The sequence below is a fragment of the Streptomyces thermoalcalitolerans genome (genome assembly GCF_039525155.1).
Classification (GTDB): Bacteria; Actinomycetota; Actinomycetes; order Streptomycetales; family Streptomycetaceae; genus Streptomyces; species Streptomyces thermovulgaris.
Window position 1 is genome coordinate 296204 of record NZ_BAAAHG010000001.1, and the last position, 14390, is coordinate 310593.

The 14390-nt window shown below is 71.1% G+C and carries 12 protein-coding genes; 6 read left to right on the forward strand and 6 right to left on the reverse strand.

Going from position 1 to position 14390, the window contains the following annotated elements:
* Nucleotides 1-12 precede the first annotated feature (12 nt).
* From ABD224_RS01230 to ABD224_RS01240, 3 genes are all read right to left on the reverse strand, one after another.
* The gene (locus ABD224_RS01230; protein WP_067393177.1) at nucleotides 13-309 is read right to left on the reverse strand and encodes a DUF4193 domain-containing protein; all 297 of its coding nucleotides are present in this window, start codon (nucleotides 307-309) and stop codon (nucleotides 13-15) included.
* 393 nt (nucleotides 310-702) lie between these two features.
* Nucleotides 703-1953 carry a sensor histidine kinase gene (locus ABD224_RS01235; protein WP_344045707.1) on the reverse strand — a complete coding sequence of 417 codons (1251 nt, stop codon included), beginning with the start codon at nucleotides 1951-1953 and terminating at the stop codon, nucleotides 703-705.
* A 6-nt stretch (nucleotides 1954-1959) separates the two neighbouring features.
* The gene (locus tag ABD224_RS01240; protein WP_344045709.1) at nucleotides 1960-2613 is read right to left on the reverse strand and encodes a response regulator transcription factor; all 654 of its coding nucleotides are present in this window, start codon (nucleotides 2611-2613) and stop codon (nucleotides 1960-1962) included.
* Nucleotides 2614-3050: 437 nt separating this feature from the next.
* On the opposite strand from ABD224_RS01240, the gene ABD224_RS01245 reads away from it, so the two are divergent.
* Nucleotides 3051-3224: a hypothetical protein gene (locus ABD224_RS01245; protein WP_344045711.1), complete on the forward strand. Its 174-nt coding sequence runs from the start codon at nucleotides 3051-3053 to the stop codon at nucleotides 3222-3224.
* 451 nt (nucleotides 3225-3675) lie between these two features.
* Here ABD224_RS01245 and ABD224_RS01250 read toward each other — a convergent pair whose 3' ends face one another.
* A complete protein-coding gene (locus ABD224_RS01250; RefSeq protein WP_344045713.1) occupies nucleotides 3676-4491 on the reverse strand; it encodes an inositol monophosphatase family protein in 816 nt (271 codons plus the stop codon).
* A gap of 8 nt (nucleotides 4492-4499) precedes the next feature.
* Nucleotides 4500-5627, reverse strand: a complete 1128-nt coding sequence (locus ABD224_RS01255; RefSeq protein ID WP_344045715.1) for a ferrochelatase — start codon at nucleotides 5625-5627, stop codon at nucleotides 4500-4502.
* A gap of 111 nt (nucleotides 5628-5738) precedes the next feature.
* Here ABD224_RS01255 and ABD224_RS01260 point away from each other — a divergent pair, with 111 nt between their 5' ends.
* The 3 genes from ABD224_RS01260 to sepH all read left to right on the forward strand — a co-directional run bounded on the left by ABD224_RS01260 (nucleotide 5739) and on the right by sepH (nucleotide 10218).
* Nucleotides 5739-6977 (forward strand): MFS transporter, encoded by a 1239-nt coding sequence (locus ABD224_RS01260; protein ID WP_344045717.1) that lies wholly within the window; start codon nucleotides 5739-5741, stop codon nucleotides 6975-6977.
* Nucleotides 6937-8256 carry a D-arabinono-1,4-lactone oxidase gene (locus ABD224_RS01265; RefSeq protein WP_344045719.1) on the forward strand — a complete coding sequence of 440 codons (1320 nt, stop codon included), beginning with the start codon at nucleotides 6937-6939 and terminating at the stop codon, nucleotides 8254-8256. The genes ABD224_RS01260 and ABD224_RS01265 overlap by 41 nt, the downstream gene beginning before the upstream one ends.
* Before the next feature lie 936 nt (nucleotides 8257-9192).
* The gene (sepH, locus tag ABD224_RS01270; protein WP_344045721.1) at nucleotides 9193-10218 is read left to right on the forward strand and encodes a septation protein SepH; all 1026 of its coding nucleotides are present in this window, start codon (nucleotides 9193-9195) and stop codon (nucleotides 10216-10218) included.
* Between the two features lie 111 nt (nucleotides 10219-10329).
* Here sepH and ABD224_RS01275 read toward each other — a convergent pair whose 3' ends face one another.
* Nucleotides 10330-11175, reverse strand: coding sequence for a sulfurtransferase (locus tag ABD224_RS01275; RefSeq protein ID WP_344045723.1), 846 nt, complete (start codon nucleotides 11173-11175; stop codon nucleotides 10330-10332).
* Between the two features lie 253 nt (nucleotides 11176-11428).
* Here ABD224_RS01275 and ABD224_RS01280 point away from each other — a divergent pair, with 253 nt between their 5' ends.
* Both ABD224_RS01280 and ABD224_RS01285 read left to right on the forward strand, forming a co-directional pair.
* On the forward strand, nucleotides 11429-12232 hold the full coding sequence (locus ABD224_RS01280; RefSeq protein ID WP_344045725.1) for a VOC family protein: 804 nt from the start codon (nucleotides 11429-11431) through the stop codon (nucleotides 12230-12232).
* Nucleotides 12233-12708: 476 nt separating this feature from the next.
* The gene (locus ABD224_RS01285) at nucleotides 12709-14214 is read left to right on the forward strand and encodes a metallophosphoesterase family protein (RefSeq protein ID WP_344045727.1); all 1506 of its coding nucleotides are present in this window, start codon (nucleotides 12709-12711) and stop codon (nucleotides 14212-14214) included.
* Nucleotides 14215-14390: the final 176 nt, after the last annotated feature.

Here is a 14390-nt window from a genome sequence, read left to right on the forward strand (position 1 = left end):
GCCGACCCTGCCTCAGTCGCAGTCGCGGCAGATCGGCTGACCGTTCTTCTCCCGGGCCAGCTGGCTGCGGTGGTGCACCAGGAAGCAGCTCATGCAAGTGAACTCGTCCTGCTGCTTGGGAAGCACCCGGACGGCCAGTTCCTCGTTGGAGAGGTCGGCGCCGGGCAGCTCCAGGCTTTCCGCGGCCTCGAACTCGTCGACGTCCACGGAGGAGGCCGACTTGTCGTTCCGCCTGGCCTTCAGCTCTTCCAGGCTGTCCGAGTCGACGTCGTCGTCGGTCTTGCGTGGGGTGTCGTAATCGGTTGCCATGTCGCTCTCCCCCTCTGGGTGTCTGCGGTATCTCCAGCGCACGTAACGCGTGAGAGGCCGGACTTGTGCCCGACCCGAGGCGGAGATTTTGCCTCACATCAAGGTCTGTTACTCAATCGACACCCAACCGCACTCCTCAAGAGTGATCGGCTCGGGTGGCGATCGGGACCGTACACGGTTCGGATCTCACGCTTCAAAGCGGTCTCCCCGTGTACTTCCCGTGATCAGGACAGCCGAAAACCCGGATTTTCCCGGCTTTTCGGCTGCCGTTGTGATCACGGAGAGTAGATGACCGGAAAAGCGCCCATGTGATCGATCACACACGGGGAAGCAGGGAACGAGCCCCGGGAATTCCGCGCAAAGCGAACACTCCCCCGCGTGTCGCGCCCGGCCTCAGACGGGAAGCGTGACCCGCATCACGAGTCCGCCCCCCTCGCGGGGCTGGGCCGTGATGTATCCGCCGTGCGCTCTCGCCACGGAGCGGGCGATGGACAGGCCCAGGCCGACGCCCTTGTCGCTGCCCGTCCGTTCGGTGCGCAGCCGTCTGAAGGGCTCGAAGAGGTTGTCGACCTCGTACGCCGGGACCACGGGCCCGGTGTTCGTGACCACCAGGACCGCCTGTCCGTGCTGGGTGTCGGTCACGACCTCCACCCAGCCGTTCTCGGGGACGTTGTAGCGCACCGCGTTCTGCACCAGGTTCAGCGCGATCCGCTCCAGCAGCACGCCGTTGCCCTGCACGATCACCGACTTGCGCTCGCCGCGGATCTCGACCCCTTTCGCCTGGGCCTCCGCATGCACCTGGTCGATGGCCTGCGTGGCCACCTCGGCCAGGTCCACCGGCTTGCGCTCGACGATCTGGTTGTCGCTGCGGGCGAGCAGCAGCAGGCCCTCCACCAGCTGTTCACTGCGCTCATTGGTGGCCAGCAGGGTCTTGCCGAGCTGCTGCACCTCCACGGGCGCGTTCGGATCGGACAGCTGCACCTCCAGGAGCGTGCGGTTGATCGCGAGCGGTGTGCGCAGCTCGTGGGAGGCGTTGCCGACGAAGCGCTGCTGGGCGGTGAAGGCCCGCTGCAACCGCTCCAGCATGTCGTCGAAGGTGTCCGCGAGCTCCTTCAGCTCGTCGTCCGGGCCGTCCAGCTCGATCCGCCGGGACAGATCCGAACCGGCCACCGCGCGGGCGGTGCGGGTGATCCGGCCGAGCGGCGCCAGCACCCGGCCCGCCATCGCGTAGCCGAAGGCGAAGGCGATCACGGCGAGGCCGAGCAGCGCCAGCAGCGAGCGGCTGAGCAGGCTGTCCAGAGCCGCCTGGCGCTGGTCGTCGATGCACGCGCTGATCGCGGCGTTGAACTCGGCGAGCGAGAGGTTGCTCGCGTTGTTGACGGCGGGACAGTTCTCGCTGGCAACCCTGATGGCGGTGCCGTCCACGATCTTGAACAGCGGCCTGTTTCCCGTGGTCAGCGCCTGCGCGGCCAGCAGATAGATGATCAGCAGCAGCAGAATGCCGGCGATCAGGAACATGCCGCCGTACAGCAGCGTGAGCCGTATCCGGATGGTCGGGCGCAGCCACGGGAAGGGCGGCTCCGGCCTCCTCGGGTCCCAGGTGGGTTTCGGGGGCGCCTGGGGCGGCGCGGGGGTGGCGGCCACGGCGGATCAGATCCGGTAGCCGGAGCCGGGCACGGTGACGATCACCGGAGGTTCACCGAGCTTGCGGCGCAGCGTCATCACCGTGACGCGCACGACATTGGTGAACGGGTCGGTGTTCTCGTCCCAGGCCTTCTCCAGCAGCTGCTCCGCGGACACCACCGCGCCCTCGCTGCGCATGAGCACCTCCAGCACGGCGAACTCCTTCGGCGCAAGCTGGACCTCCCTGCCGTCACGGAAGACCTCACGACGGTTCGGGTCGAGCTTGATCCCGGCGCGCTCCAGGACGGGCGGCAGGGGCAGGCTGGTACGGCGTCCCAGGGCACGCACGCGTGCCGTCAGCTCGCTGAACGCGAACGGCTTGGGCAGATAGTCGTCGGCGCCGATCTCCAGGCCCTCCACACGGTCGCTGACGTCGCCGGACGCGGTCAGCATCAGCACGCGCGTGGGCATGCCGAGCTCGACGATCTTGCGGCAGACGTCGTCGCCGTGCACCAGGGGGAGGTCGCGGTCGAGGACGACCACGTCGTAGTCGTTGACGCCGATGCGCTCCAGGGCGGCCGCACCGTCGTACACGACGTCGACGGCCATGGCCTCCCGGCGCAGTCCGGTGGCCACCGCATCGGCGAGCAGCTGCTCGTCCTCGACGACGAGTACGCGCACGTCGCTTGTCCTTCCTGTGTCCGCCCGCTCCGCGCCGTCCGGGCGCGCACGGGCAGGGGTTGTCTTCACGGTTCTCTGTGTCTCCATCCTGCCCCTTTTGGCCTAAGTCGGCTGTAAGCCGGGGCAGGGGAGGCAACCACCGTGGGAGAAGTGAAGATCGGATGAAGGGTGCGGGAATGGCGGATTTTTTCGCCGGATCGAGGTTTCTCCGGAAGGAAGCCTGGGGAGGACGGCTTTACACCCCGCGATCACGCTCTGCATGTGCCGTGCCACCATGCGGCACTCCGCGATCCGCTTGCGCAGAGTGGGTGTGGATGTCCGACACCGTCGCCGCCCCGCGGGGCAGCGCATCGGACACCTGCTGAGGCGTGATCGCCCCTTCCGAATGGCACACCCCCGTGCCACCCGACCCACGACCCAGGACGAGGGGGCGCAGCATGGACGCTTTCACCGCAGGACTTCTGCAGCGCATAAGGGCGACCGAGTCCATCCTGACGCGGGCTCGCGACGAGGGCGACGACTTCCTTGTCGAGGTGGAGCTGGGCGAACTCGACGACCTGCGCCGCCTCGCCGCCGAGCACGGTGTGGAGGTCGGCGCGTCCGGCGCCTGATCGGCCTGCGCACGAGCGGGGCCCCGGCGGATCCAGCGCCGGGGCCCCGCTCGTTCCGCGGAGATGCGTCCGCTTGCGGGGCTTGCGGAAGCGGGCCGTGGGTTTCGGCGGCTCGGCCCGCCCGCAGGCGCTGGAGGCCGGCGGCGGAAGGCCGGTCGCGCTCAGGCGGTACGCGCCTTTGCTCTCTCCCCCGCGCTCCCCACGCTCCCCGCGCTCCCCCGGAACCCGCGGCAAGCAGCGGCAGGCGGAGGGACGTCCTCGAGCGCAGGAGGACACCCTCATGCAAGGGCCTCATGGCCTCTCCCTCAAGGCCTCACAGCCTCTCGACGTGCAACGCGCCCGCTGTTCCCCCGTGGCCGGCGGGTGGGAGCAGCGGGCGCGGAGGGGACCTCACCCCCGGGACAAGAGGTCCGGGTGGGCCCGTGGTCTCGGCCGAGGTGCATCCTCACTGTCAGTCGTGCCAGGCCCCGTACTCGTCCAGGAGCCGCTGGAGCGGCTCGAAGACGCCCGGGATCGCCGCCACCATCAGGTCGCCCGACGGGGGCTCTCCCGGGCGGCCGCCGGTCAGGGCGCCCGCCTCTCTGGCGATCAGGTCGCCCGCGGCGAAGTCCCAGGGGTTCAGACCGCGCTCGTAGTAGCCGTCCAGGCGGCCGGCCGCCAGGTCGCAGAGGTCCGTCGCGGCCGAGCCGCTGCGCCGGATGTCGCGCACCCGCGGGATCAGGCGATGGGCGACGTCGGCCTGGTGGGCGCGGACCTCGGTGACGTAGTTGAAACCGGTGGAGACCAGGGCCTGGTCCAGGGGCGGGGCGGAACGGCAGGCCAGCCTGCGTTCGCCGGACCGGTTGCCGGTGGCCCAGGCGCCCCGGCCGCGTATGGCGTGGAAGGTCTCGCCGCGCATCGGAACGGTCACGACCCCCACGACGACTTCGCCGTTCTGTTCGGCCGCGATGGACACGGCCCAGGCCGGCAGGCCGTAGAGATAGTTCACCGTGCCGTCGAGCGGGTCTATCACCCAGCGGACGCCGCTCGTGCCCTCGGTGACGGCGCCCTCCTCGCCGAGGAAGCCGTCGTCGGGGCGCTGGTCGGCGATCATGCCGGTGATCAGCTTCTCCGCGGCGATGTCCATCTCGGTGACGACATCGATCGGGCTGGTTTTCGTGGCGGCCACCCCGAGGTCGGCGGGGCGGCCGTTCAGGAGCAGGTCTCCGGCGCGTGCGGCGGCCCGGAGGGCGAGTCGCAGCAGTTCCGTGTGCAGGGCGTCGGTCACGGGGCTCCTCAGGCGTAGGGGCTGTCGGCGCCCGCGGCGGCGGGACGGGGCTCACGGGCCGGGCAGCAGCCCACCGGGCAGAGGTGGTGGCTCGGGCCCAGGGTGCCGAGGGCGCACGGGGTGACCTGCTCCCCGCGTTCGACGGCGGCGCGCTCCAGGATCAGGTCGCGGACGGCGGCGACGAACCGCGGGTCCGCGCCGACGGTGGCCGAGCGGCGCACCGGCAGACCCAGTTCGTCGGCCTTGGCCCTGGCCTCGGTGTCGAGGTCGTAGACGACCTCCATGTGGTCGGAGACGAAGCCGATGGGCGCCATGACGACTGCCGGGACACCGGCCGCGTGCCGCTCCTCGAGGTGGTCGCAGATGTCGGGCTCGAGCCACGGGATGTGCGGGGCGCCGGAGCGGGACTGGTAGACGAGCTGCCAGGGGTGGTCGACGCCGGTGCGCTCGCGGACGGCGTCGGCGATCAGCCGGGCCACGTCCAGATGCTGGCGGACGTACGCCCCTCCGTCGCCGTGCCCCTCCACGGGGCCGGAGGTGTCCGCGGCCGAGACGGGGATCGAGTGGGTGCAGAAGGCGATGTGCGCACCGTCGCGGACGTCCTCGGGAAGGTCGGCGAGGGACTCGATCACACCGTCGGTCATCGGCTCGACGAAGCCGGGGTGGTTGAAGTAGTGCCGCAGCTTGTCGACCTTCGGCGGCTCCAGGCCCTCGGCCCGGAGGGTGGCGAGGGCGTCCGCGAGGTTCTCGCGGTACTGGCGGCAGCCGGAGTAGGAGGCGTAGGCGCTGGTGGCGAGGACCAGGATGCGGCGGCGGCCGTCGCGGACCATGTCCCGCAGGGTGTCGGTGAGGTAGGGCGCCCAGTTGCGGTTGCCCCAGTAGACCGGCAGGTTCAGGCCGTGGTCGGCGAAGTCCTTGCGGAGGGCGGCCAGCAGGGCACGGTTCTGGTCGTTGATGGGGCTGACCCCTCCGAACAGGAAGTAGTGCTCGCCGACCTCCTTCAGGCGCTCGGTGGGAATGTTGCGTCCGCGCGTCACGTTCTCCAGGAACGGAACCACCTCGTCCGGCCCCTCGGGGCCACCGAACGAGAGCAGGAGCAGGGCGTCGTACGGGGTGGGATCGAGCACGTCAGCCATGCCTCGATCCTGCCACTCCGCCCGGAGGACCGGGCTTCCGCCCCGCGCCGGAACGGCTCATCAGTAAGCTGTACAGGCCATCTTCACGCCTTACCGGATCCCGGAGACCCTGTGCCCAGCCCTTACCGTGCCCTGTTCGCCGCCCCCGGCTCCAAGGGCTTCGCCGCCGCGGGGTTCATCGGCCGGCTGCCCCTGTCGATGATGGGCATCGGCGTGGTGACGATGATCTCCCAGCTCACCGGGCGCTATGGCCTCGCGGGTGCGCTGTCGGCGACCATCGCTCTGTCCGCCGCCCTCATCGGCCCCCAGATATCCCGGCTGGTCGACCAGTACGGGCAGCGCCGGGTGATGCGGCCCGCGACGCTCCTCTCGCTGGCCGCCACGGCGGGGCTGCTGCTCGCCGCGTCCTTCCGGTGGCCGGACTGGGTGCTGTTCGTGTGCGCCGCCGGGATCGGCACGGTGCCGAGCGTGGGTGCGATGGTCCGCGCGCGCTGGGCGGCCCTGTACCGGGGAACCCCGCGGCTTCACACGGCCTACTCGTTCGAATCGGTGGTCGACGAGGTCTGCTTCATCGTCGGGCCGATCGTCTCCATCGGGCTGTCGACGGCCTGGTTCCCGGCGGCGGGGCCGCTGCTGGCCGCCTGCTTCCTCGCGATCGGGGTCTTCTGGCTGACCGCGCAGCGCTCCACCGAGCCCGAGCCGCACCCGCGCGAGCAGCACGGCGGCGGTTCGGCCCTGCGGTCGGGCGGGCTGCGGGTGCTGGTGGTCACCTTCGTGGCGACCGGGGCGATCTTCGGGGCGGTGGACGTGGTCACCGTGGCCTTCGCCGACGAGCAGGGTCACAAGGGTGCCGCGAGTGTGGTGCTCGCCCTGTACGCGGCCGGGTCCTGCACGGCGGGGATCGTCTTCGGACTGCTGCGCTTCGCGGGACCGCCCGCCCGTCGCTGGTTGCTGGGCATCTGCATGATGGCCGTGAGTATGATCCCCCTCCTACTGGTCGGAAACCTGCCGTTTCTGGCCGTGGCGCTGTTCGTCGCGGGCCTGTCCATCGCTCCTACGATGATCACGACAATGGCCCTCGTCGAGGAGCACGTACCACGCGCGCAGCTGACCGAGGGCATGACCTGGGTGAGCACCGGGCTGGCGATCGGGGTGGCCCTGGGTTCCTCGGTGGCCGGCTGGGTGATCGACGAGGCCGGGGCGCGGACCGGGTACGGGGTTGCGGCAGTGTCCGGAGCCGCCGCGGTCGCGGTCGGTTTCCTCGGGTACCGCCGGCTCAACAGGCCGGTTCCAGGTCGGGGAGGCTCCGTTGAACAGCACAACGAGCACGAAGAACGGCACATGGCGTAACTGGGGCGGCACCGTCGGCATCCGCCCCGCGCGCGAGGTCACGCCGGCCTCCGTGGAGGAGCTGGCAGCAGTCGTGCGCAAGGCCGCCGAGGACGACCTGCGAGTGAAGGCCGTCGGCACCGGTCACTCGTTCACCTCCATCGCGGCGACGGACGGCGTCATGATCCGTCCGGACCTGCTGACCGGTATACGCGCGATCGACCGTGACGCCATGACGGTCACCGTGGAAGCCGGCACTCCGCTCAAGAGACTCAACGTCGCTCTCGCACGCGAGGGCCTGTCGCTCACCAACATGGGCGACATCATGGAGCAGACGGTGTCCGGGGCGACCAGCACCGGCACGCACGGCACGGGGCGCGACTCGGGCTCGCTGGCCGCCCAGATCAAGGGTCTGGAACTGGTCACGGCGGACGGCTCGGTGCTCACCTGCTCACCGGAGGAGAACCCCGAGATCTTCACGGCGGCGCGCATCGGGCTGGGGGCCCTCGGGATCGTCACGGCCATCACCTTCGCCGTGGAGCCGATCTTTCTGCTCACCGCCCGCGAGGAGCCGATGCCGCTCGAGCGGGTGCTCGCGGAGTTCGACCAGCTCTGGGCGGAGAACGAGCACTTCGAGTTCTACTGGTTCCCGCACACCGGCAACACCATCACCAAGCGCAACAACCGCAGCCCCGGGCCGGAGAGACCGCTGGGACAGCTGTCCGGCTGGTTCGAGGACGAGTTCCTCTCCAACGGGGTGTTCCAGGTGGCCAATCTGGTGGGCCGTGCGGTGCCCGCCACCATCCCGTCGATCGCCAAGATCGCCAGCCGGGCGCTGTCCACCCGGACCTACACCGACATCCCCTACAAGGTCTTCACCTCCCCGCGCCGGGTGCGCTTCGTGGAGATGGAGTACGCCATTCCGCGCGCGGCCCTGGTGGACACCCTGCGCGAGCTGAAGGCGATGGTCGACCGCTCCGATCTGAGGGTGAGCTTCCCGGTGGAGGTGCGCACCACGCCGGCCGACGACATCCCTCTGTCCACGGCCTCGGGCCGCGACAGCGCCTACGTGGCGATCCACATGTTCCGGGGCACCCCCTACCAGCGGTACTTCACCGCCGCCGAACGCATCTTCGTCGCGCACGAGGGCCGGCCGCACTGGGGGAAGCTCCACACCCAGAACGCCGACTACTTCGCCGAGGTCTATCCGCGCTTCGCCGAGTTCACGGCGCTGCGGGACCGGCTGGATCCTCACCGCCGGTTCCAGAACGACTACTTGCGGCGGGTGCTGGGGGCGTAGCGGTCGCGCCGGGCGGCGGGGCGGCGGCTTCGGCACCGGCCGGGCCGCCCGCCCCGGTGCCCCTGGCGCCCCGGTGCCCGGGCTTCCCGTGCTCCCTTCACTCTCCGGGCTTCCGCTGTTCCCGGTGCTCCTGGTACTCCCGGTGATCCCGGTGGTGTCCGTGGGCTTTGGCGCCGGCGCCGGGTCGTCCTGCTGCTGCGGGGGAGAAGTGCGGCGGCCGGTCACCACCTCGCCGACCGTCGTTCCCCCGCCGCCGCTGAAGGTGCTGCCCGCAATGTGAGGGAAGCTCAGGTCGATCCACCGCTCGCCCCCCTGCTCCCCCTCGCCCTCCTTGCGCCCCTACTCCTCTTGCTCCCCCCATTCCTCTTGCTCTCCCCACTCCTCCCTCTCCGGGTTCTCCGGCTTCCCCGCGCCCGGCTCCTCGCCGTCGACGAATCTTCCCCGCGTTGCCGGAACTTTCCCCCCTCTGGCGTACATGACCGCATCTTTCACAGGTGATCAGCCGACGGCACGAGAAGGGGACATGCGAGCGAAACCGTTAGTTCCGATTCCGGTGATTACGTGAAGTACACCACGTTCATGATCGAAAAAACCGGTCAGGGACGGCCAAGTCCCGCTCCTTGCGAGAAGTTGGGCGGCGCGCCAATCCACGCACGTGGCCCGAATGGAGTACGGTTGTGAGCCCTGGGCCCGGCCTCCCTTTGGGGTGTCCGCGGCCCTGCTGGATTGCCGGGAGGGGGCTGGTTGCACAAGGTGACGATGCTGGTCACTCAGCGTTGCCAACGGGTAACCGTGCCATAACGGCGATCCAGGGCCCGCGCCCGACACGCCGGGCAACTCGGCAAGGTTGTGGCAGGCTGCACCCGGGCAGGCCACACTCGACTAGCGGAAGCAGCGACGCACGTGACGTCGGCAGGCACCACCCGGGAGGTCCCCATGCCCGAACTGCGTGTCGTGGCCGTCTCCAATGACGGCACACGGCTGGTGCTGAAGGCTGCGGACGGCACGGAGTACACGCTTCCGATCGACGAACGGCTTCGCGCCGCCGTGCGCGGCGACCGTCCCCGTCTCGGCCAGATCGAGATCGAGGTGGAGAGCCATCTCCGCCCCCGCGACATCCAGGCCCGGATACGAGCCGGTGCGACCGCGGAGGAGGTCGCCCAGCTCGCCGGCATCCCCGTCGACCGCGTACGGCGTTTCGAGGGCCCCGTGCTCGCCGAGCGTGCCTTCATGGCCGAGCGGGCCCGCAAGACCCCGGTCCGCCGCCCCGGCGAGAACTCCGGGCCGCTGCTCGGCGATGTCGTCCAGGAGCGGCTGATGCTGCGCGGCGCCGAGAAGGACACCGCCCAGTGGGACTCCTGGCGCCGTGACGACGGCACCTGGGAGGTGCTGCTGGTCTACCGGGTCGCGGGCGAGACGCACACGGCGAGCTGGATGTACGACCCGCCGCGCCGTCTGGTGCAGGCCGTCGACGACGAGGCGCGCGCCCTGATCGGCGAGACCGACGACCTCGGTGCGCCGGGGCCCACCTACCCGTTCGTGCCGCGCATCGCGCGTCTGCCGCGCGAGCGCGCCTTCGACCGGGACCGCGACCGTTCGGCGCTGCCCGCGCAGTCCTCCGAGCCGGCCGGGGAGAACGCGGGGGAACGCGACTCGCTGACCAGCCTGCTGGAGGCGGTGCCGAATTTCCGGGGCGACCTCGTGGTGCCCGAGCGCACGTCGGAGCAGGGGGAGGAGTCCGGGCAGGAACCGGAGGTGGAGGAGCCGCCGGCTCCCGCGGCCTCCGCCGGGTCCGCCTACGCGGACGTCCTCATGCCGCGTTCCGTCAGCAGCCACCGCGAACGTCTGATCGGTGCCACCGACCGTCAGGCGGAGGCGGACGGTGTCCGCCCCGGCCGCCGGGCCGCGGTCCCGAGCTGGGACGAGATCGTGTTCGGCACGCGCCGCAAGAAGCAGGAATAGCCAGGAACAGCAAGGTCACGGGCCACAGGTGGGCCACGGGCGGAGGGCCGTGCCCGTCGGGTGCGGCCCTCCGCCCGTGCGTCCGTGCCGGCCGCGGTGGCCGGCGGCCGGTCACTGCGGGTCCGGACCCACCGCGACCGGCCGGGACGGATCCGACGACCACTCCGACCAGGAGCCGACGTACAGCGCCGCCGGGATTCCCGCGATGGCCAGCGCCAGCACCTCGTGCGCCGCGGAGACGCCCGAGCCGCAGTAGACGCCGACCTGCCGGCCGTCGGCCGCTCCCAGCGCCTTGAACCGGGCCGCGAGCTCCCCGGCGGGCAGGAAGCGCCCGTCCGGGCCGGTGTTCTCGGTGGTGGGCGCGGACACTGCGCCCGGGATGTGTCCGCCCACCCGGTCGATCGGCTCCACCTCGCCCCGGTACCGCTCCCCCGCGCGTGCGTCCAGCAGCAGCCCGGAACGCGCCAGTTCTCCGGCCCCGTCGGCGTCGAGCAGCGGCAGCGCCCCCGGGACCGGCGAGAAGTCGCCCTCGGCCGGCTCGGGCACGGGGGCGGTGCGCAGGGGGCCCTCCCAGGCCGCCAGCCCCCCGTCGAGGACCCGTGCATCGGGATGCCCGGTCCAGCGCAGCAGCCACCAGGCACGGGCCGCCGCCCAGCCCAGTCCGCCGTCGTAGACGACGACCGGCCGGTTCGCGGACACCCCCGCGCGGCGCATCGCGGCACCGAAGACCTCCAGGTCGGGCAGCGGATGACGGCCCTTCTCGCCCGGCGCCGAGGCCAGTTCGCGGTCCAGGTCGACGAAGACGGCGCCGGGGATGTGCCCGGCCTCGTATGCGGCGCGCCCGTCGAAGGGCGGCTCACCGGGCGCCGTGAGCTGCCAGCGGATGTCGAGCAGCACCGGCGGGCGCGGTCCCTCCAGGGCGCTCGCGAGCTCGGATGCGGAGATGATGGGGTTCATGGCCACCATCCTTGCGCACGGGGTGGCCGCATCGCCGGACTCCGGCTACTCTGCCCGCCGAACAGGTCCGGTCACGACGCGTACGGGACCGGACACATGCCGTACAGCGGATCGCTCTTCACCGGCAAGCGCAAGAAAGCGGGCACCACATCACGTACCGGGCATCCTTCGGACGGGGCACCGCCCTTCAGGGACGCGTCCGGGAAGGGCGGGATGGATGCGGCCACCTTCACAGGCCGAGAGATGGATGAAGATGACCGAGGCACCGGAGCCGGCCGGCCCGGACGGCCGGGCACTCACTCGGTGCGCGCCCGGCACACCGTGCTGGGTGAGCCTGATGACCCACGACCTGACCACCGCCCAGACCTTCTACGCAGCGCTCTTCGGCTGGGAGTTACGGCCGAGCCCCCGCCGGCCGGGCCTTGGCGCACGGGCTCTGCTGGACGGTCACGAGGTGGCGGACATCGGGCACTTACCGCCCGATGGGCATCTGCCCGCCGCCTGGACGCCTCATCTCGCCTCGGACGATGTGGATCTGACGGCTGAAACGGTACGTCTGCGCTGCGGCACGATCGGGGTGGGGCCGCTGGACACCGACGGCTCCGGGCGCCTGCTGATCGGTTCCGATCCGTCGGGCGCGGTGTTCGGCGTCCGGCAGACCTCCGCATACCTGGGCAGCGGGATCACCGGCGTGCCCGGCGCCCCCGTGTGGCACGAGCTGGTGACCTGGGAGACGGAGGGGGCGGTCGCGTTCTACGAGGCGCTGTTCGGCTACGAGGGGAAGGCGACGTCGGCCGACGGCCCCGACCGTGTGACCCTGCATCTGGACGGACGCCCGGTCGCGGGGGTGCACGGGGCGGGCCGCGCCCTGCTGCGCGACCGGGGTCCGCACTGGCTGACGTACTTTCAGGTCGCCGACATGGACGGCGCGCTCGAACAGCTCACCGGTCTGGGCGGGCGGGTCCTCACCCCCGCTCATGACTCGGCCCACGGCCGGGCGGCCACGGTGACCGATCCGGAGGGCGCCCGGTTCGCGCTGATCCAGGACCCGCGGTGACTTCGGCAATCCACGTTGACAGCGGGTGCCGCCCGGGAGGGTGATATCGACGGCACCCCCGGTGACAGCATCATGACGCAGGCCGGTACGACTGCCATGCGGCGGCGGTGCCGTGTCGCGTCCCGCGGACGGGGCGGCGACGGCACGAGCGGCATGGAGTCCCGGCCCACACGGGCGACGGCGTCGTCAGGGCCGTTCCCCTTCCGGGGGCAACGGCGCGTTCTTGTGCACCGTTGCCCTTGAGCGGTGGCCGGGCGTGTCCGGGCAGGTCGCCCGGACGTTCCGGGCCGAGGCCGCGCGGGCCGCCGCACGCGCTTCCGCCGAGGAACCTCCCACTCCGTTCAGGTTCTCCCAGCCGTTCGCCCACGTCGTGTCGTGGTGCACGGGAGAACACTGTCGGTGACGATGGCGGGATGATCACCGGCGACGTGATCCGCCGGCCGCCGTCAGCCGAATGGAGGAACGTGAGAACAACGATGTCCCGGATCGCAGCCCTCGCCGTGGCGGGTGTCCTGGCCACGGCGGTCTCGGCGGGCGCCGCCCCCGACCGGTCCGCCGCCGACGGTGCGGGGCCGCAGCCCCCCAAACCGACCGCTCCCCCCAAACCGACCGCTCCACCGGGAGCCGCGCTCGACGGTGAGGCCTGGGCGTGGACCCAGCTGACCAGCCGCGGCACCCAGATCCGCTACGTGTCCACGGACAGCAGCCAGAGCTGTCCCGCCGTGCGTTACACCCTCGGAACGGCCAGGAACCCGTTCCAGATGCACCGGGTGAGCACCCCCATGGGGTCGCAGTTCCCCACCACTGTGTGCGAGTTGACGGTACCCCTGACGGCCACCGACGCGGTGCTCGAGCAGACGACGGTCCGCGCGGCCACGCTGCACCCCGCGAACCGGCAGCTGCCCCTGCCGAGGTGGACACCCACGACGCGTCCCGGCAGGATCGGCGTCATCGGCGACACCGGCTGCAGCCTCCCGGTGGCGGGCCCCGCCCAGAACTGCGCGACCGGCTGGCCCTTCGGGCGGATCGCGACCAGCCTGGCCAACGGGAACCCGGATCTCGTGATCCACGTCGGCGACTACCTCTACCGGGAGGACCCCAACAGGGCGAACGACAAGCCGGCGAACCCGGGCTGCCGGACGTCCGCCGATGCGGCCAGTTGGGACTGCCTCGTCGCCGATTTCTTCCGGCCCGCCGAAGCGCTGCTGGCCAAGGCGCCCGTCGTGTTGGTCCGGGGCAACCACGAGGACTGCAACTTGGCGGGGCAGGGCGGCGCGGGCGGGGCATGGTTCCGCTACCTCGCGGACGATCTCCGCAGCAACGGCAGTTGCAGCAACTTCACTCCGCCCGCGTTCCTCCGCGCCGGCACCCTGAACCTCGTCTCCGTGGACTCCTCGCTCGCCGACCCGAACGACGACGGGGGCATGGCGAACAGAAACCTCTTCGCCAACCAGTTCGAAGCCGTGAACCGGGACGCGGGACTGCCGCAACACGCCACCCAGGACTATTTCCTCCTCACGCACAAACCGTTGTGGATGGTGAAGCAGGCCGGCTTCGCGCCCGGCAATGTGACATGGGCAACGCCCGTCCTCGACTCCGCCGTCGCGCACACCGGCCTGCGCGCGCTGCGCGAGAACGTGCGGCTGGTCCTGTCGGGACACATCCACCTCTACCAGATGCTCGACTTCGACACCGCCCGGCCGCCCCAGCTGACCGTGGGTTCCTCGGGCGCTCCGCTGGACAACGGCCCGAACGACGCGAACGTCGTCGGCAAGACGTTCGGCGAGGTGCCCCAGCCCGTCCACCAGTCGATCACCCAGGAACAGAACCCTCCCGGAGGGATCGGGGTGTTCGGCTACGCGGAGCTGCTCGACACCGGCAGCACCTGGACCCTTGTCTTCCGTGACACGAACGGTTCCGTGAGGGGCCAGACCTGCACCCTGAGCACGAGCACGGCCAACAAGTCCTTCACCTGCGTCTGAGCCGCCCGCCGGGCCGGCGGCCCGGAAGAGCCGCGGGCGGCCGGCCCCACCCCGCACCGGACCCACCGGCAACGGTGGGTCCGGTGCGGTCTGCCAAAGCGCCCTGTCGAAACCGGCCTCGACGACGACCGTTCGCCCATGAGCACCGAAGTCCGGGCGTTCGTCGAGGCCGGCCC